A 17265-nucleotide genomic window follows, 5' to 3' on the forward strand; every position below is an offset into this window, starting at 1 on the left:
AAGTGTTTTTTTTAACAACAAGTTGTTTTAGTTTTCAACAAAATAATTAACAAATAAGATGTTCTGAAATATTAAAATGAAGTGTTGTCTCCAATCTTTAATTCAATTTGATTTACCTAATTATTTTTCTATATTTGAATGGATGTTGAAATTCTAAATTAACTAATAATAAAAATTATGAGCAAATTTGACGAAAAAGTAGAGCAGTACAAAAAATTCATGACCGATAAAGGTTTAAGTTTTGATGCTGATTTATTAGCTGCCGTTACTAAAGGTTTAGGCCCTTCAATCTACAAAAGAGATGCTGAAACTGTATCAGGAACGGATCCGAAAGAATTAGAAACGGTTAAGAAAAACTTCTTAATCAAAAAATTAGGTTTAGCAGATGGTCCTGCATTAGATGAAGGTATCGCTGAAGTTATTGAGCAAATAGGTAAATCTGAAAGAACTAAATACCGTGCTGTAGTATACTATCTTTTAGCTAAGAAATTCGGTAAAGAATCTATTTACGGATAAAAAATAATTACTTTCTTGTGAAAGTATTTAATCTACCTGTATTGAAATCCAATACAGGTTTTTTATTTTTGTTTATTCAAACAAACAACTTTACTTAATGTCTACATTTATCAGTGTTTTCGATATGCTAAAAGTAGGGGTCGGCCCCTCCAGCTCGCATACATTAGGCCCCTGGAGAGCTGCTCAACTTTGGATTACAAAACTTAAAGAACAATCTCTTTTTCCTACAGTTTCTCAAATTAAAATTGATTTATACGGTTCATTGTCCTTAACAGGAAAAGGACACGCTACAGATTTAGCTATTCTTTTAGGATTGAGTGGTGAAGATCCAGAATTTATACCTGTAGATTCTATAAATTCAATCATTCAAAACATAAAAGAAACCAATATTCTTTTTTTTAATTCTGAAAAAGAAATCGATTTCGTAGAAACAAACATTGAATTTCATAGAGAGTTTCTTCCTTTTCATTCTAATGGTTTAACATTTAAAGCATATGATGATAAAGGAAAGGAAATATCATTTGAGACTTATTATTCTATTGGAGGGGGATTTGTAGTTCAGGAAGATCAAGAAAAAAATACGTCAAGCAAAGAAGAAAAGAATTTTCCTTTTCCAATTAATAAAGCGGTAGACTTAGATACATATTGCAAAAAAGAAAATAAATTAATTTCAGAAATTGTTTTAGCCAATGAAACTACTTTGAAAACTGAAAAAGAAGTTTATAAACAACTTGATAATATTTGGGATACGATGCTTGAATGTATGTATATTGGTTGTCATACTGAAGGTATACTTCCCGGTGGACTAAATGTAAAACGAAGGGCATTTGCGACTCATGAAAAACTTATTAAAGGATCGCAATACACGAATAAAGAAGAATGGATTACGGCTATTAGAGGAACCGAAGTTAAATTTAGAGAAATTTTAAAATGGGTGAGTTGTTTAGCACTATCTGTTAACGAAGTTAATGCTTCTTTAGGTAGAGTAGTTACTGCACCTACTAACGGAAGTGCTGGTGTTATTCCAGCTGTTTTAATGTACTACATGGTTATTGAAAATCATAATGCTACTATTGAACATGTAAGAAAATTCTTATTAGTAGCTGGTGAAATTGGAAGTATTTTTAAAAAAAATGCTACTATTTCTGCAGCAATGGGTGGTTGTCAGGCTGAAATTGGTGTCTCTTCTGCAATGGCAGCTGCCGCATTAACAGAGTTGCTTGGAGGTACTCCTGCACAATGTTTAGAAGCTTCTGAAATTGCCATGGAACATCACTTAGGATTAACTTGTGATCCAATTGGAGGTTTAGTTCAAATTCCATGCATAGAACGAAATGCAATGGGCGCTATAAAAGCGATAAATGCAGCTGAATTGGCCTTAGAAACAAACCCTGACGAAGCCTTAGTTCCACTAGATAAAGTAATTGAAACTATGTGGGAAACAGCTAAAGACATGAATAAAAACTATAAAGAAACTTCAGAAGGAGGATTAGCAATTACTGTTGGTTTAGCCGATTGTTAATTAGAAGCTAATTGGAATAGTATAAAAAAGAGACTGTCTAAAAAGTATTTTCAAACGTCTTTACGAAAAATTTTAATTTTGAAGTAATCTTGTTAACAGTAACTTAAATTTAAAAGATTCCTTCATTTCATTCGGAATGACGACTTTTCAGACGGCCTCTTTCAGCTTTATTTTATATGATCTATTATCAGTTAACTATAACATTACCATTAGTCCTAATATAAATAACTGCTTCTTTACTAGTTTCGATAACATGGTTTGCATCACCTTGTGAAGTAAAATAACTACCTGGATCAAGTATTTTTACTTCTGAATTTTGAGGCAAGATATAATTTAATTTTCCACTTATTACTACAGAATGAAAAGCATTACCTGTACTTTCTATTACTCCTTTAAACTTATTAGCTAACTTAACAAAAAGCCCTCTCATACCCTTATCTTTTTTGTTTTCCCATAGAAAACTTATTTCGGCATTTTTATCAGATGTAATCCAATTAGTTTCATTTGTATCCAACCAAACTAAATTAGAAACATCTACATTTATTGGTTGTTCATCACTTTCTACAGCTTCACTTGTAGGTTTAACTAAGTAAGGTCCATGATCTATTTCTACATAAGCAATATTTTCTTCCCCTTTAGCTGAAGTAATATGAGCCTTTTCTTTAGGTTGTGTCCAAAAACTCCCTGGCTTCATCCACATATTTTCAGCATTTTCATCATCATTATGAATCATTCCTTTAATAACTACAGCTCTATATGTAACATTATGTATGTGCGGTGGTGAAGAAAAACCATCAACAAATTTTGCCAAAAAACCTGTAGGAACTGTTCCCTTTCTATCTCCCCAAACCGTCCCTGCTTGTGGACTTTTATCTCCTCTGGCAGGATTCAGCTTTTCCCATACAATCTCAGAACTGAGAACTACTTTATTAGTAGGGTTATCTATTACTTTTAATGACTTCTTTTTATCTTGTTTTATTTCATCATTTTTCTTGGATTCAACAGTACAAGAAAGCATGAAAAATAGAATTAATAGGTACTTCATTATTTTCATAATTTTAAATAATATTCATGTTTTACAATGGCAAAAGTAGTCGGGGTAAATACACTTCACAATAACTATCAAAAAGGATAGTACTCTTGTTTATTTTTGAGATTATTACTTAACACCTCAAAAACACTATAAAAAACTGATTTAATGATAATTAAACCAACTTAAATTTAACATTTTTTTAGCCATTTATGGTTTGAATTTCTTAAGAAAAAATCGCGAATATAGGTTGTAGGCTATCGATTATATATTGGATATTATTTTCAAACTATATATTCTTTAGTTTTAGATTAATCAATAAAAATCTAAATAGTATGAAAAATTCAATCCTGAACTTAGGTAATCCCTTAAACAAAGAAGAGCAAAAATCAATTAATGGAGGAATGATTCTATTGAATACCTGTAAAAATTTATGTAAAACAGCTAAAAGAGGTACTAGATGCTTTCAAGATGGATATTTAGCTGCTTGTGATGGAAGAGGCGGTTTTATTTATTTTTAAAACCTCTTAGTAATAATTATTGACCACAAAATGATGTCTTTTTTAGACATCATTTTGTAATGCTTAAAATTTATCTAGTGAATACTAATTCATTACCTTCAGACATTTCTTCTGAAAAGCCATAACCATCGGTGTTAAAAGCTTTAAGTTGTTCAATAGTTTCTACATCATTATCTATAATATAACGTACCATAAGTCCCCTAGCCTTTTTTGCAAAAGTCATAATGGTCTTGTATTGACCGTTTTTAAAATCTTTAAATACTGGAGTAATCATTTCCACTTTCAACGTTTTCTTTGGTAATGCTTTAAAATATTCAGCACTTGCTAAGTTAACTAGTAACTCATCATCTTGAAGTTCTTCATTTAAAGAGTTCGCTAAAGTATCTCCCCAAAATTTATATAAATTTTCAGTACGCCCGACCTTTAATCGAGTTCCCATTTCTAAACGATATGGCTGTATTAAATCCAAAGGTTTTAATAAACCATATAAACCTGATAATATACGTAGTTTATCTTGCAAACTAGGTAACTTTCCTTCATCTAAAGTGGTAATATCAATACCTCTGTATACTTCCCCTGTAAAACTATACACTGCTTGTTTCGCATTATCTAAATCAAATGGTCTAGACCAATTCTGATTTCTATCATAGTTTAAAGCACTTAAATCATCAGAAATTCTCATCAATTCAGATAGTTTCTTTCTTGATAAAGTCTTCAGTTTTTTATTCAATTTTTCAGATTGTTCTAAAAAATTTGGAGTTGTATATTGTTCTGTATTTGCCTTTGTTTCAAAATCCAAAGATTTTGCTGGTGATATTATGATCTTCATAAATTTAGTATCTGTGTGGTAAAAGTACAAAGTATCTTAAGGACTTTCAATAGGTAATCCATAGCATTTAATCATGGGAGGATAAGTTATATCAATTCTTATACTGTAATAGTTTATCATATAGGTTTTAATATGTCTAAAAAATTATAAAACCGTTAATTTTTAATTTAATAATTTCGTCCTATTTCAAACTAAATCATGAAGAACTTTCTTTCCTTTCAAAATGAAATTATAGATATTAATTGGGATACTACTTGTACTATTATAGAAAATATTAAAGACGCAAATTATTTACAGGGAATAGCTAACAATATTCCTGGTGAAGTTTTCTTTTATCAAAATCAGTTAGATATTCAATTTGATGGAACACAAAAAGAAGTTTTTGAAGTTGGAGATGTTGTCTATTGGCGTTCTACTACTGAGACTAACAAATTTGGGATTTTGTTTATGTATGGAAACACCACTTATGGAGACGGAACCAAACCTAGAACTTCTAGTCCGGGTATAAAAATCGGTACTATTAGTGTAAAAGATCTTTCTAAGATAGCTGATATAAAAAGTGGCACACAATTACAATTAGGTTAGTATTTATTTTCAAATACTTATGACTAACAACAACCACCAAAAAAAGGGTATAGCTTCTACCCAAAAAGAAGCATAATATTTGGTTTGTTTAGTAGTTGAACGTTGAATTAAAAATAAAAGTACCATAAATACAATCAAGTATATGAGCTTAGAACTTTGATTAATAGTTATAAAAAACTCAATAACTAAGGTTATTAACAAGATGATAAAACCTAGTTTTTTTGTTCTTTCTACACCAATAAGTTGAGGTATGGTTTGTAAATATTTTTTATCGTATCTCAAATCCCTAATATCAAAAGGTAATGTTAATGCTATTACAAATAACACGCGTTGGATAATGTATAGCCCTACTTTTAAGTCAAATCCTCTCTTTAAAATTACAGGCATAAATGCTGTAACACCAGCCCAGACCAATGCTATAATGAAAATTTTTAGAGAAGCTGTATTTCTTATATTTTTAGTTAGTCCAGAAAAAATAGGTACTGCATAAAACGTAGTTAATAAAGCTAGTGGAGTAAAATATAGAATAATTTCTAAGCTAAGTTTAAACATATAAAAACCCATTAATAAAAAACAACACAAAGAGAATATTTGAATTACACGTAGGTTCTTTGTCAAACTACGATGATGTAGTTTAGCTATACCTGCATACTTGACAAAATTATATCCAGTTATAGTTCCATAAAAAATAAAATAGTCTAAAACTTCATTATAGGGTAAGCCAAAGTATAGTTCAGTAATTCTCACCAATGCATACACTGACAATGCAACATGAATACTCGCGTTGATGTAAAAATCAAAAATTGTTTTCAATAACTTCACAAAACAAAGGTAGTTGAATTGTTCATAATCATTCTTAATAGTTAACAACTTGTGCGTGTCCATTTAAAAAATCTTTAAGATTTAGTTATTTTTGCAAACTAAAATAACACAACACAATACAATGAACACAAATTCGTTTCAGTTACGACATATTGGTCCTAGAGAAAATGAAAAAGAGTCTATGTTGAAAGCTATCGGTGTTGATAGTTTAGACCAATTAATTTATGAAACTATTCCTGACGATATTCGTTTACAAAATGAATTAGATTTACCTAAAGCTTTAAGTGAATATGAATACTTACAACACATTAATGCGTTAGGATCAAAAAACAAAATTTACAAAAGTTATATTGGATTAGGATATCATGAAGCAATTCTGCCTAGTGTTATTCAAAGAAATATACTTGAAAATCCAGGATGGTATACAGCCTATACTCCATACCAAGCTGAAATTGCCCAAGGAAGATTGGAAGCTTTATTAAATTATCAAACTATGGTTTGTGATTTAACTGGAATGGAATTAGCAAATGCTTCTTTATTAGATGAAGGTACTGCTGCTGCTGAGGCAATGGCTTTACTATTTGACGTTCGTGAAAGAGCAAAGAAAAAGGCTGGAGCTAACAAATTCTTTGTTTCTTCAGAAATATTACCGCAAACGTTATCGGTCTTACAAACAAGAGCTGTACCTATTGGAATAGAATTAGTGATTGGTGATCATGAAAAGTTTACATTTTCTGATGATTATTTTGGAGCTATTTTACAATATCCAGGGAAACATGGACAAGTAATCGATTATTCTGATTTTGTTCAAAAAGCGAATGATGTAAATATTAAAGTGGCTGTTGCTGCTGATATCTTATCTCTTGCTCTATTAAAAGCTCCTGGTGAGTTTGGTGTTGATGTTGTAGTAGGTACTACTCAACGATTTGGTATTCCTTTAGGTTACGGTGGACCTCATGCTGGTTTTTTTGCAACTAAAGAAGCTTATAAACGTAGTATTCCTGGAAGAATTATTGGGGTTACTAAGGATACTGATGGTAAACAAGCCTTACGTATGGCTTTACAAACACGTGAGCAACATATTAAAAGGGAAAGAGCTACCTCTAACATATGTACAGCCCAAGTATTATTAGCTGTTATGGCTGGTATGTATGCTGTATATCATGGAAAAGATGGTATCCAATTTATAGCTAACAAAGTACAGCAATCTGCGCAAACATTAGCAGCAGCATTGAATCGTTTAGGTTTTAAACAAAAAAACACCACGTATTTTGATACTTTATTAATTGAAGTTGAAGCAGATCAATTAATAAAAACTGCTGAAGCTAACCAAATCAACTTTAATTATGTAGATGAAAATCACGTATCCATTTCTTTAAATGAAACTGTAGATTTAAAAGAAATTAACGCTATTGTTGATTGTTTCGAGCAAGCATTTAATATTACAGATATTACTATTACTGAGTTTACTTCAGAAGATAGTATTCCTAGTAACCTTAAAAGAAACACATCTTTCTTAGAACATGAGGTGTTTAACTCGTATCAGTCAGAAACAGACATGATGCGTTACATTAAAAAACTAGAAAGAAAAGATCTAGCTTTAAATCACTCTATGATTTCTTTAGGATCGTGTACAATGAAGTTAAATGCAGCTTCTGAAATGCTTCCTTTGAGTAATCCGCAATGGGGGAATATTCACCCCTTTGTTCCATTAGATCAAGCCGAAGGTTATCAAATAGTATTAAAAAATCTAGAACACCAACTGAATATCGTTACCGGTTTTGCAGCTACTTCATTACAACCTAACTCAGGTGCTCAAGGAGAGTTTGCTGGTTTAATGGTTATTAGAGCCTACCACCTAGCTAATGGAGATTCGCACAGGAATATCTGTTTAATTCCTTCATCTGCACACGGAACTAACCCAGCATCTGCAGTAATGGCTGGTATGAAAGTGGTAGTAACAAAGACAGACGAAAAAGGAAATATTGATATTGAAGATTTAAGAGAAAAAGCTAACTTACACAAAGCTAATTTAGCTGCTTTAATGGTTACCTACCCTTCTACTCATGGAGTTTTTGAAAAAGCCATTAAAGAAATTACTCAAATTATTCACGATAACGGTGGACAAGTTTATATGGATGGTGCTAATATGAATGCACAGGTAGGATTAACAAATCCTGCAACCATTGGAGCTGATGTTTGTCACTTAAATTTACATAAAACATTTGCTATTCCTCACGGTGGTGGTGGACCTGGAGTTGGACCTATTTGTGTTGCTCCTCAATTAGTTCCATTTTTACCTACAAATCCAATAGTTACTACAGGAGGTGAGCAACCTATAACTGCTATTTCTGCAGCCCCTTGGGGTTCTGCTTTAGCATGCTTAATATCTTACGGTTATATTACTATGTTAGGTGCAGAAGGATTAACTGATTCTACTAAAGTTGCCATTTTAAATGCCAATTATATGAAGGAAAGGCTACAAGGACATTTTAGTACTTTATATACTGGAGAAATGGGACGTGCTGCTCACGAAATGATATTGGATTGTAGAGAATTTAAACAAAAAGGAATTGAAGTTGTAGATATAGCTAAACGTTTAATGGACTACGGTTTTCATGCCCCAACTGTATCTTTCCCTGTAGCTGGTACTATTATGGTTGAACCAACTGAAAGTGAAAGTATAGCTGAGTTAGATCGTTTTTGTGATGCCTTAATTTCTATTCGAAAAGAAATAGAAAAAGCGACCAAAGATGAACCTAATAATGTATTGAAAAATGCTCCACATACGTTGGAAATGTTAACTTCTGACGTTTGGGAATTACCTTACAGTCGTAAAGAAGCTGCTTTTCCTTTAGCATATATAGCTGATAATAAATTTTGGCCATCTGTGAGAAGAGTTGATGATGCCTACGGAGATAGAAACTTAATTTGCTCATGTAATCCAATTGAGGATTATATGGAAGCTGAAGTATAGAAATCAGAAACCTCGCAAATTGCGAGGTTTTTTTATTACTTTATATAAGCTATTATAAAAATACTATCTTCTTTTGAACGTATAGTTTGATTCTTAATTTCTATTAAAGTTCCCTCTTTTATAATTTCATTTTCAATGGCTATTTTTCCTTTAACCACATAAATAAGACTGGTTACCTTAGGAATATATGTTTCTTCTTCTGATAAATGCCCTACTTCTATTTGTGTTCTATTTCCATCCTGAATACCATATACATTTGTAATTTTTCCTTTCTCAGCTTTATGAACTCTAAAACTTGCATTATTTTCAATACGTTCAGGAATTACCCATAATTGTAACATTCGAGTGGTTTCAGTCCCTTTATTTATTTCATTATGTTTAAAACCTTCCTTACCTGATTTTTGAACTTGAAAATCTAATGATTCCAAACTTATTCCGTGTTCTAAAGAGCCTTCATGATCTAATCTACCTTCTACTACAAAAGTCAATACATCAATAAATTGATGAGTATGTAAACCTGTTCCCACACCTTCTGCAAACCAGCTGTCAGCTAAATAAACTAGATTTCCAACTCCTTCCCAAGTTCCTTGTTTTACCCCAAATCTTGGGCCATATTTTGAATTCACAATCAATCTTTTCTGAACTATTCCATGGAACCCTCCAGTTTCAATTGTATTTCTATCAAGTTTGCGTAGTATTGACATATAAGTAAGTTTTGATAATTAAGTCTCGAAAACTTTATAAAAATTACGAAAGAAACGACTTAAATATAAAAAGAACCGCAACCAAGAAGTAGTTAGATTTAGTTGGTTGCGGTAAAAATTGAATTAAAGAATATAACACCTAACTTAACCCCAAAATAAAAGGTGCTATAAATTGCTAAGTAATCAAATGATTTAAACGATCCCCAAAGTTTAAATCAACATAGCTTCGTATATAAATAAATCATTACATAATAATGATCACTTAAATTTCTTACCAATAAAATAGGAGTGACTTTGTTACTCATAGCCACTACAAAGATAGTAGTTTAATTCAATTTTGCGTGTTAATTATATCATAATTAACCTTAAAATTATCTATACTACAAAAGGCATTGAGCGATTATTTTTGTACATTTAATTTTATAAATTTAATAACCCTTATGAAAAAATTATTTCTACTTATTTTACCTATATTATTTATGTCTTGTTTAGGTAATGAAAATGATCTACCAACTGTTGATGATTCTAAAGATTATGATTTAATTAATGATGAACAAATACAGTCATATTTAACTGCAAACAATCTTACCGCAGAAAAAAGTAGTACTGGTCTATATTATATAATTGAGAATGGAGGTACTGGAGACGCTCCTACAAATACATCTAATGTTACCGTAAGTTACAAGGCTTATTTTTTAGATGGAAGAGTTTTTGATCAAGCTAACGATGTTACTTTTAATTTACAACAAGTAATAACAGGATTTAGAGAAGGATTACTTTTATTACAAGAAGGTGGAAAAGCTACACTTCTTTTACCTTCTAAACTTGGTTATAGAGAATTTGGTTCTTCAAATGGTACTGTACCACCAAATACTTCTATTGTTTTTGATGTAGAATTGGTTAAAGTTAATTAATTATTTTCCTCCTATCAACTTCCTTTTAGTCTATCAAATTACAACTTAGTTTATGGATTAAAGGAAATAATTATTATTTGTTAGAAAAACACAAACGATGGACAATATCGATTTCAATACTATTCTACAACTTATCCAAGAAAAAGCAATTCTTTACGTCCCTAAGTTATTATTAGGTGGACTTATTTTATGGTTAGGAATGAAATTAGTGAATAGACTAATGACATTTTTAGGCAAAGTTTTAGAAAAAGCTGGCTTTGATAATACGATTCGTCCATTTTTAATATCAATGACCGGATTCATCTTAAAAGGTGCGCTATTACTTGTAGTTGCTTCTATTTTAGGTGTTAATCTATCAAGTTTAGTAGCGTTATTAGCTGCTATTGGATTTGCTATTGGAATGGCATTACAAGGAAGTTTAGGGAATTTTGCATCTGGAATTTTAATTCTAACATTAAAACCCTATAAATCTGGAGATTGGATTCAAGTTGAAGAAAAATTCGGAAAGGTAGAAGAAATTGAAATATTTAGTACAACAATTGTTTCTCCAGGGCATAAAACTCTAATTATTCCTAATTCTAAAATTACTGACGGAGTAGTTACCAATTATTCTAGAAAGGGAATGGTTAGATTGGAAATTAATGTTACCATGCCCTATGCTGAAAGCTTTCCTCGAGTTAAGAAAATTATTGAAGATGCTTTAATCAAAGTTCAACATATTTTACCAGAGCCTAAAACTGAAATTGGTATTGAGACTTTTGATTCTCATAGCATAGAGCTAACTATTCGCCCCTATGTACATCCTGAACATTTTTGGCAAGTTACTTTTGATACTCATGAAACCGTTAAAAAGGCATTTAGTGATCATAAAATTCAAGTTGCTTATTCAGAGGGTGTAGAATTGGGTAGTATTGGTGAATAACTTATTTTATAAATTTGTAAACATACTTTAAAATAGAGTCTAAATACATAAATATATGTATTATGGTTTCATCTTTAGTAGCTATTTCTGAACGGCTTTTATTAGCTGTAAAGCAAAGTGAAGATACTTCTGCTCTCTTATTAGAACTTTCTTCAGGCACCTCAAATAAACTAGTAGATAATTTGAAAAGTGATGCTGAAAAGAAAGCTTTTTGGATTAATATTTACAATGCCTACTTTCTCATTTTAAGAAAGGATTTACATCTAAAGAAACCTCATATATATACTGAAAAACGAATTGAAATTGCAGGAGAAAATTTTAGTTTAGATGATATAGAACATGGAATTTTAAGAAAGTATCGCTATAAATATTCACTTGGATTTATAGCTAATTTTTTCACTTCTAAATTGATCAAACAATTGGCTGTAAATACTATTGATTATCGGATTCATTTTGCTTTAAATTGTGGTGCAAAAAGCTGTCCTCCTATTGCTTTTTATCATCATGAAAAAATTAACCAACAACTTGACTTAGCCACACAATCCTTTTTAGAAAATGAAACCGATTATTTTGATCATAAAAAAGAAGTTCATGTAACTATGTTGTTCAAATGGTTTTTAAAAGACTTTGGTAGTTTTATAGGAATTAGAAAAATATATAAGAATCAATTGAATAAAGATATTTCAAATTATACTATAAAATTTAAACCTTATTCTTGGGAAGAACACTTAGATAATTTTATATAGAAATACCGTTATTTAAGTATCGTTTTATTTTCAACTGATACCTCTGAACCTTCTAATAAAAATACTGATGATGGTTTTTGAATGGTTAAAAACCCAAAGTCTTCACCATAATTAGCTATAAAATTAACTTTCACTTCAGATTGATATACTGGGTAATATTTCCATGATGGATGTTTCACTTCATATGCTGTAGTTTCATGCTTGTTCTTTTGAGAATATCCCCAATAGTGTTCAGCTATAAATTCAATTTCTGAACCCTTAGGAATTTCTTCTAATCTATTTTTAGCCTTAGCAGCAATTTGATTCCTTTCTTTATACTTTTTCCATTCATATGATACTTCTAAAAACTCATCTGTAATATTCCAATGATGTTCCATTGGTAAAGTTTCATAATGTTCATTATATATGGTATTTGCTACAAAAGTAATCGCTGGTTTGGGTACAATTTCTTTAATAAAGACTACACCTCTTTTTATCACTTCATTTTCTTCTCTTTTCACATAAAATCTAAGATTTATTTCTTCAAAATTAACATGGAAAGGAACTTTTACACCTAGCAATTTTGTGTTTAAAAACATAAATCCAACTACACTTACATAGCACTTATTATTGAAAAAATCGAGTTTGGTTCCTTTAGGAACATAAGGCTCTAATATTTTAGGATCAATTTCATAATTAATCATGAGGAGCTTTCTCCATTCTGCTTTTAAAAAACTCATACTATAACATTTATAATTACATAATTTCTTTCCATTTTCCCGATTCTGCATACAATTTAATCGTATGATTCCTGTCCTTTAAAAATTGAGTCATATACTTCTCTAAAAACAGAAAATCTACAAACTTCCCAAGTATTCCTAAAGGAGAAATATATTCCATAACATCAACTAATAATGTAGTATCATTTTGATGTGAAAAAAAATGTTCATGTCTGAATCTTTTGAATGCTCCGTTTATCATTTTGTCTGCAAAATATTTTGACGGTATACAGCCTGTTATTTTAGAAGTAAAATTTTGATAAACCCCCAAGTGTTTGGCTCTCCATGTAACAGTTTCTCCTAATTCAATTAATCCAGATGCTCTTCCAGCTACTACTTTCTCATTTGTTTTTTGAGTTGAAATTTTATGTAGCTCAATGCTTCTTGATAAATCAAACACTAATTGTTTTGGTGCCTCTATTTTGGTAAATAACATGATTGTTGGCATAATTCTTTGTTTTTATGTTTCACTGTTCATTTTCTTTGCTTACCCAAAGAAAACCCTTCAACTTTGTTCAGGATAAACCAAGCTAAAAGAAAGGGTACTTTTTCAATGTATTTTTAGCATAAGCTAAAAACCATATCTAATTTCTATAACCTCTCCAAGGCTTAGAGATTACTAACGAAATTATCTATTATACTGCGAAAAAGATTTCAAAGTTCTACTTTGGATTGCTTATTAATATTCTCATTATATCTCTCTTAAGAATTTAATTGACAAATACATTAAATTCACTAAATGTTCTATTCTTAAAACGAAATCCTAGGTGTATTAGTTTTTCTGGGTATACTTTTCTACTTTTTAAGAGTAGTTCTGTTTCTGTTCCAATCAATTTTGCTCCTATTTTTAAGATCCATTTTGGTGAACTCAAGCCAAATGGTATTTTTAATTTTCGTTGTAATTCTTTTTGAAAATCTTTATTTCTTATTGGATTGGGAACACATACGTTATACACTCCAGATTCTTGATGTATCAAAAAATCAATAGCGTTTACATAGTCTTCTTCTGATACCCAACTTATATATTGATTTCCGTTACCTTGCTTCCCACCTAATCCAAGTTTAGTCATTCTTTTCATAATTGGAAAAGCTCCCCCATTATTGCCTATAACTATGGATGTTCTTGTGATTATTCTTTTGGTTTTTGGCAATTCAAAAGCATTAAAAATTTGTTCCCATTTCTTACAAACATCCATTGAAAAGTCTACTCCTATTTCTCCTTTGGCTTCTGTCATTAATTCTCCTTCTGAATGCCTGTAAATCGTCGCTGAAGAAGACTGAATAAAAACTTTTGGTGGAAACTTTAAAGATTGGATTACTTCGCACAATACAGCAGTGCTTTCTAACCTGCTTCTATAGATTTCAGTTTTATTATTAGTTGTATATCTACAATTCACTGATTTACCAGTTAGGTTGATTATAACATCTGTATTTTCTAAACAATTACTCCAATACCCTTTTGTTTTTCCATCCCATTGTATATAATTTACATTTTCAAAATTCAATCGATGATTTCTTGTTAAAATGTAAATTTGATTTTCCTTCTTTTTTCTGTAGTATTCTGTAAGCAACTTCCCCAAATATCCTGTCCCTCCAGCGATAACGATTTTCATGACTAACTTTGATTTTGCATTTGTAAGTTTTCCTTTTTACTAGCCTTTCTTCCTTTTAAAAAGATGATAATGAAGGCAATCATAACTACACCTAAATAAATTGAAAAGCCACCTATTTTAGCACTTAACGTTTCTATTAAATCTTTATAATCTGTTAGAGCATATATTTTGATAATTTTTAATGCAAAACCAATGTTTACTAAATAGAAACCTATTTTAAATAACTTATTAGTTGCCATAGCAATTTCTTGTTGCTGATTAAAAATATCTAGCATAAAAATTTTACTATGCTTGAACAAATGTTGTGAAACAAAGGTGGTTAAACCTGTACTCACAGGTAAATAAATAGCATAGGCTATTAATACTAATGTAATACTCATAATTATTTATTTTTAAAATGTGTGTGTGATATATAAATTGTGATTAAATTAATTCCGTGTAAAAAAGCAATGAGTAACACTATGAAACTCAACCTGCTTGTAATTTCTTCTATTAATTGCTGTAAATTTTCTATGTTATTGATGGAATTCAGTGTAAAAATTACAATACCCAAATTCAAAATATAATAGGCTGTTCTTAAGACATTATTAATTCCATTGGCAAATTTTAAATCGTTCGGAAAAAAATTTTCGATGTAGATTTTTCCATTTTGATAACATTCATTCCCCACATAAATAATGGTAACTCCTGAAATAATGATATAAGTAATGTAGGTTGCTAAATCCATAGCTTTATCCTTTTAATATGAATAATAGAATGACAATTCTATATCCAATCCATGTCCAACTCAAATAACTTGGTAAGGTTAAAAGATGTATCCTTCTTTTATGTTCAAAAAACATCAATCCTACTATCCCTGAAAAAGCAAATACAATGAGCCATTGGGGTAAATTTATCAAGCTATTTAAAATGATCAGCTGGTATAAACCTATACAACCAATTAGTGAAACTGTAATGATATTACCAACATAATTTAGGATAGTTTTAAAATCTTTTTTGAAAACAAAAGCAATTTGAGATGCAATTAAACCTAGTGCTAAGCCTATTTCTCTTGTAAAATTTGCTTCAGGTAAAACATCAATTAAATCAGAAAAATGAAATAATGTAATTGAGGTTATTAAGGTCCCTAAAACAATAAATAATAATCTGTATTTTACATTAAAGTCTGGAACACATTCTAATTCTCCTGTTCCCTTTTTTTCTGAAGGAATAATGACTTTTCTATTATAAGAAATTAAAGAATATAATTTTGACAGTCCGTATTTAACTAGTTTAACGTTTCCAATTTTTTCCACAACTGGATAAGAATTTCCTATGACTTTTAATAAACTGTCTATACCGTAAGTAACTTCTTCTTTTTCTCGATCTACCAAAGCAATTTCATTCACAGCTCTTTTGGTATCTATGAATTTGCTCTCTTTTGCTGTAATTTTACTGAAAGACTTCCTTCCTTTTTCATCTAACATTTTAGTGTTTACAAAAACACTCGTATAAAAGTTACATAACGGACAATCGGTATCGTATAATAATGTATGATTATTTAAAGTTTTCATATTTTCAAAAATTATTGAAAGTTAGTATTCAAATTTTTTTAGCTCTAAAAAAGCAGTTATACTTAACGCTAAAACTATAGGCAATCCATAAAAAATTAATTGTATAAGAAAATTGTTATTGAAATTAACATCAGAAATTTTAACCCACAAGATAGAATACCCAATTACAGTTAATAAATAACTTCCTACAAAACATTTACTATTAGATTTTAAGTTATCCCAAGTTATTCCTAAAAATATACAATATAACAACTGTATAGCTCCTAACGGAATTGCAAATAGTGCAGCAAAAGCGAAGTTTCCATGATCAAAAACTCCAGAAAATAGTAACAAAACAAAAATTACCATCATTATTCTATTTATATATTTCATAGTTTCAGAAATTATTGAAAGTTTGTGTTTAAATTTTTTTATTTCTTAATTAATTTGGTAAAATTGGAAAGTAACCAATGCTCATCTGCCTTAATAGCCTTTTCTAATAAACCGTTAAACATCCCTGTAACTGATAAAATATCACTCATTAGTTTACGAAATACCTCGGCATCTTCAGTGTCTTCATTAACATCGTTTTGCAACTCTTCTAATACTTTTAACACTGGTTCAATTTCTCTTTTCTTACGTTCTTTAGTAACTTGCTTAAAGAGTTCCCAGATATCTTTATCTGCTACAAAAAATTCCTTACGCTCCCCTACTACAAATTCTTTACGAACAATTCCCCAATCGATTAATGCACGAACATTCATGTTTACATTACCTCTAGAAATTTGTAATGCCTCCATAATTTCATCAGCTGATAACGCTTTATTTGTAGCCAATAATAACGCATGTACTTGAGCCATAGTTTTATTTATGCCCCAACTTGTAGCTAAACTACCCCAAGTTTGTATGTACTTTATTTTTGCGTCTTCTAACTTCATGAGACAAATATATATATTTTTTCTAAACTTTCAAAAATTATTGAAAATAAAATATCTCACTCTCTATTATTCTAATAAAAAGTCGCAATGTAAAATAAACATTGCGACTTTTCTTCTTATTGGTTAGACATATCTTATCTATATTATTATTTTTTTATAATACTAATTTTCTCCTTATCACCATTTGGTTTTATCACCTCTATAATATACATCCCTGCACTTAGACCTTTCTTTTTTATGGTATTTTTAGAATTGGTTACTGTAGTTTTTAAAATTTGATTACCTGATAAATCAATTACTTTTACTTCATAAATTCCCTTAGTCACTCCTTGTATA

Annotated in this window: 21 protein-coding genes; 8 read left to right on the forward strand and 13 right to left on the reverse strand. The window is 30.1% G+C overall.

The genetic code is table 11. The annotated features are described in order from the left end of the window. Positions 1 to 177: 177 nt before the first annotated feature. Positions 178 to 516: a DUF2853 family protein gene (locus tag BVC87_RS13040; RefSeq protein WP_075342827.1), complete on the forward strand. Its 339-nt coding sequence runs from the start codon at positions 178 to 180 to the stop codon at positions 514 to 516. 97 nt (positions 517 to 613) lie between these two features. Then, positions 614 to 2038 (forward strand): L-serine ammonia-lyase, encoded by a 1425-nt coding sequence (locus tag BVC87_RS13045; RefSeq protein ID WP_075342828.1) that lies wholly within the window; start codon positions 614 to 616, stop codon positions 2036 to 2038. A 187-nt stretch (positions 2039 to 2225) separates the two neighbouring features. On the opposite strand, the gene BVC87_RS13050 is transcribed toward BVC87_RS13045, so the two are convergent. Beyond that, a complete protein-coding gene (locus tag BVC87_RS13050; RefSeq protein ID WP_234974667.1) occupies positions 2226 to 3083 on the reverse strand; it encodes a DUF4437 domain-containing protein in 858 nt (285 codons plus the stop codon). A 320-nt stretch (positions 3084 to 3403) separates the two neighbouring features. On the opposite strand from BVC87_RS13050, the gene BVC87_RS13055 reads away from it, so the two are divergent. After that, a complete protein-coding gene (locus tag BVC87_RS13055; RefSeq protein ID WP_075342830.1) occupies positions 3404 to 3589 on the forward strand; it encodes a hypothetical protein in 186 nt (61 codons plus the stop codon). Positions 3590 to 3659: 70 nt separating this feature from the next. Here the strand turns inward: BVC87_RS13055 and yaaA are convergent, their stop codons facing one another. Further along, positions 3660 to 4418, reverse strand: a complete 759-nt coding sequence (gene yaaA / locus BVC87_RS13060; RefSeq protein WP_075342831.1) for a peroxide stress protein YaaA — start codon at positions 4416 to 4418, stop codon at positions 3660 to 3662. A 198-nt stretch (positions 4419 to 4616) separates the two neighbouring features. Between yaaA and BVC87_RS13065 the strand changes: the two genes are divergently transcribed. After that, positions 4617 to 5003 (forward strand): cyclophilin-like family protein, encoded by a 387-nt coding sequence (locus BVC87_RS13065; RefSeq protein WP_075342832.1) that lies wholly within the window; start codon positions 4617 to 4619, stop codon positions 5001 to 5003. 9 nt (positions 5004 to 5012) lie between these two features. Here BVC87_RS13065 and BVC87_RS13070 read toward each other — a convergent pair whose 3' ends face one another. Next, positions 5013 to 5888 (reverse strand): UbiA prenyltransferase family protein, encoded by an 876-nt coding sequence (locus tag BVC87_RS13070; protein ID WP_234974668.1) that lies wholly within the window; start codon positions 5886 to 5888, stop codon positions 5013 to 5015. 58 nt (positions 5889 to 5946) lie between these two features. Between BVC87_RS13070 and gcvP the strand changes: the two genes are divergently transcribed. Beyond that, positions 5947 to 8802 (forward strand): aminomethyl-transferring glycine dehydrogenase, encoded by a 2856-nt coding sequence (gene gcvP, locus BVC87_RS13075; protein WP_075342833.1) that lies wholly within the window; start codon positions 5947 to 5949, stop codon positions 8800 to 8802. Between the two features lie 35 nt (positions 8803 to 8837). On the opposite strand, the gene BVC87_RS13080 is transcribed toward gcvP, so the two are convergent. After that, positions 8838 to 9506 carry a pirin family protein gene (locus BVC87_RS13080; RefSeq protein ID WP_075342834.1) on the reverse strand — a complete coding sequence of 223 codons (669 nt, stop codon included), beginning with the start codon at positions 9504 to 9506 and terminating at the stop codon, positions 8838 to 8840. A 440-nt stretch (positions 9507 to 9946) separates the two neighbouring features. Here BVC87_RS13080 and BVC87_RS13085 point away from each other — a divergent pair, with 440 nt between their 5' ends. The 3 genes from BVC87_RS13085 (at position 9947) to BVC87_RS13095 (ending at position 12088) form a co-directional block, all read left to right on the forward strand. Then, positions 9947 to 10420 carry an FKBP-type peptidyl-prolyl cis-trans isomerase gene (locus BVC87_RS13085; protein WP_075342835.1) on the forward strand — a complete coding sequence of 158 codons (474 nt, stop codon included), beginning with the start codon at positions 9947 to 9949 and terminating at the stop codon, positions 10418 to 10420. A gap of 97 nt (positions 10421 to 10517) precedes the next feature. Next, entirely contained in the window at positions 10518 to 11342 is an 825-nt protein-coding gene (locus tag BVC87_RS13090) for a mechanosensitive ion channel family protein (protein ID WP_075342836.1), read from the forward strand. A 62-nt stretch (positions 11343 to 11404) separates the two neighbouring features. After that, positions 11405 to 12088 carry a DUF547 domain-containing protein gene (locus BVC87_RS13095; RefSeq protein ID WP_075342837.1) on the forward strand — a complete coding sequence of 228 codons (684 nt, stop codon included), beginning with the start codon at positions 11405 to 11407 and terminating at the stop codon, positions 12086 to 12088. Between the two features lie 8 nt (positions 12089 to 12096). On the opposite strand, the gene BVC87_RS13100 is transcribed toward BVC87_RS13095, so the two are convergent. The 9 genes from BVC87_RS13100 to BVC87_RS13140 all read right to left on the reverse strand — a co-directional run. Further along, positions 12097 to 12807, reverse strand: a complete 711-nt coding sequence (locus tag BVC87_RS13100; protein ID WP_075342838.1) for a YqjF family protein — start codon at positions 12805 to 12807, stop codon at positions 12097 to 12099. 16 nt (positions 12808 to 12823) lie between these two features. Then, positions 12824 to 13294 carry an SRPBCC family protein gene (locus BVC87_RS13105; RefSeq protein WP_075342839.1) on the reverse strand — a complete coding sequence of 157 codons (471 nt, stop codon included), beginning with the start codon at positions 13292 to 13294 and terminating at the stop codon, positions 12824 to 12826. A gap of 262 nt (positions 13295 to 13556) precedes the next feature. Further along, positions 13557 to 14459 carry a TIGR01777 family oxidoreductase gene (locus tag BVC87_RS13110; RefSeq protein WP_075342840.1) on the reverse strand — a complete coding sequence of 301 codons (903 nt, stop codon included), beginning with the start codon at positions 14457 to 14459 and terminating at the stop codon, positions 13557 to 13559. A gap of 2 nt (positions 14460 to 14461) precedes the next feature. After that, positions 14462 to 14839 (reverse strand): hypothetical protein, encoded by a 378-nt coding sequence (locus BVC87_RS13115; RefSeq protein WP_075342841.1) that lies wholly within the window; start codon positions 14837 to 14839, stop codon positions 14462 to 14464. 2 nt (positions 14840 to 14841) lie between these two features. Further along, entirely contained in the window at positions 14842 to 15186 is a 345-nt protein-coding gene (locus BVC87_RS13120; RefSeq protein WP_083629452.1) for a hypothetical protein, read from the reverse strand. A 4-nt stretch (positions 15187 to 15190) separates the two neighbouring features. Further along, on the reverse strand, positions 15191 to 16012 hold the full coding sequence (locus BVC87_RS13125; RefSeq protein ID WP_075342842.1) for a hypothetical protein: 822 nt from the start codon (positions 16010 to 16012) through the stop codon (positions 15191 to 15193). A 21-nt stretch (positions 16013 to 16033) separates the two neighbouring features. Next, positions 16034 to 16384 carry a hypothetical protein gene (locus tag BVC87_RS13130; RefSeq protein ID WP_143569781.1) on the reverse strand — a complete coding sequence of 117 codons (351 nt, stop codon included), beginning with the start codon at positions 16382 to 16384 and terminating at the stop codon, positions 16034 to 16036. 38 nt (positions 16385 to 16422) lie between these two features. Further along, positions 16423 to 16929 carry a GbsR/MarR family transcriptional regulator gene (locus tag BVC87_RS13135; RefSeq protein ID WP_075342844.1) on the reverse strand — a complete coding sequence of 169 codons (507 nt, stop codon included), beginning with the start codon at positions 16927 to 16929 and terminating at the stop codon, positions 16423 to 16425. Positions 16930 to 17075: 146 nt separating this feature from the next. Beyond that, the coding region (locus BVC87_RS13140; protein WP_159439355.1) for a T9SS type A sorting domain-containing protein at positions 17076 to 17265 on the reverse strand (190 nt) is incomplete at its 5' end.

It is taken from the genome of Tenacibaculum agarivorans, assembly GCF_001936575.1.
Taxonomy (GTDB): Bacteria; Bacteroidota; Bacteroidia; order Flavobacteriales; family Flavobacteriaceae; genus Polaribacter; species Polaribacter agarivorans.

Excerpts from the sequence above, each read along its gene's own strand:
- BVC87_RS13040 (WP_075342827.1), top strand. The coding sequence starts at position 178 with ATGAGCAAATTTGACGAAAAAGTAGAGCAGTACAAAAAATTCATGACC.
- BVC87_RS13045 (WP_075342828.1), top strand. The coding sequence starts at position 614 with ATGTCTACATTTATCAGTGTTTTCGATATGCTAAAAGTAGGGGTCGGC.
- BVC87_RS13050 (WP_234974667.1), bottom strand. The coding sequence starts at position 3,083 with ATGAAGTACCTATTAATTCTATTTTTCATGCTTTCTTGTACTGTTGAA.
- BVC87_RS13055 (WP_075342830.1), top strand. The coding sequence starts at position 3,404 with ATGAAAAATTCAATCCTGAACTTAGGTAATCCCTTAAACAAAGAAGAG.
- yaaA (WP_075342831.1), bottom strand. The coding sequence starts at position 4,418 with ATGAAGATCATAATATCACCAGCAAAATCTTTGGATTTTGAAACAAAG.
- BVC87_RS13065 (WP_075342832.1), top strand. The coding sequence starts at position 4,617 with ATGAAGAACTTTCTTTCCTTTCAAAATGAAATTATAGATATTAATTGG.
- BVC87_RS13070 (WP_234974668.1), bottom strand. The coding sequence starts at position 5,888 with ATGGACACGCACAAGTTGTTAACTATTAAGAATGATTATGAACAATTC.
- gcvP (WP_075342833.1), top strand. The coding sequence starts at position 5,947 with ATGAACACAAATTCGTTTCAGTTACGACATATTGGTCCTAGAGAAAAT.
- BVC87_RS13080 (WP_075342834.1), bottom strand. The coding sequence starts at position 9,506 with ATGTCAATACTACGCAAACTTGATAGAAATACAATTGAAACTGGAGGG.
- BVC87_RS13085 (WP_075342835.1), top strand. The coding sequence starts at position 9,947 with ATGAAAAAATTATTTCTACTTATTTTACCTATATTATTTATGTCTTGT.
- BVC87_RS13090 (WP_075342836.1), top strand. The coding sequence starts at position 10,518 with ATGGACAATATCGATTTCAATACTATTCTACAACTTATCCAAGAAAAA.
- BVC87_RS13095 (WP_075342837.1), top strand. The coding sequence starts at position 11,405 with ATGGTTTCATCTTTAGTAGCTATTTCTGAACGGCTTTTATTAGCTGTA.
- BVC87_RS13100 (WP_075342838.1), bottom strand. The coding sequence starts at position 12,807 with ATGAGTTTTTTAAAAGCAGAATGGAGAAAGCTCCTCATGATTAATTAT.
- BVC87_RS13105 (WP_075342839.1), bottom strand. The coding sequence starts at position 13,294 with ATGCCAACAATCATGTTATTTACCAAAATAGAGGCACCAAAACAATTA.
- BVC87_RS13110 (WP_075342840.1), bottom strand. The coding sequence starts at position 14,459 with ATGAAAATCGTTATCGCTGGAGGGACAGGATATTTGGGGAAGTTGCTT.
- BVC87_RS13115 (WP_075342841.1), bottom strand. The coding sequence starts at position 14,839 with ATGAGTATTACATTAGTATTAATAGCCTATGCTATTTATTTACCTGTG.
- BVC87_RS13120 (WP_083629452.1), bottom strand. The coding sequence starts at position 15,186 with ATGGATTTAGCAACCTACATTACTTATATCATTATTTCAGGAGTTACC.
- BVC87_RS13125 (WP_075342842.1), bottom strand. The coding sequence starts at position 16,012 with ATGAAAACTTTAAATAATCATACATTATTATACGATACCGATTGTCCG.
- BVC87_RS13130 (WP_143569781.1), bottom strand. The coding sequence starts at position 16,384 with ATGAAATATATAAATAGAATAATGATGGTAATTTTTGTTTTGTTACTA.
- BVC87_RS13135 (WP_075342844.1), bottom strand. The coding sequence starts at position 16,929 with ATGAAGTTAGAAGACGCAAAAATAAAGTACATACAAACTTGGGGTAGT.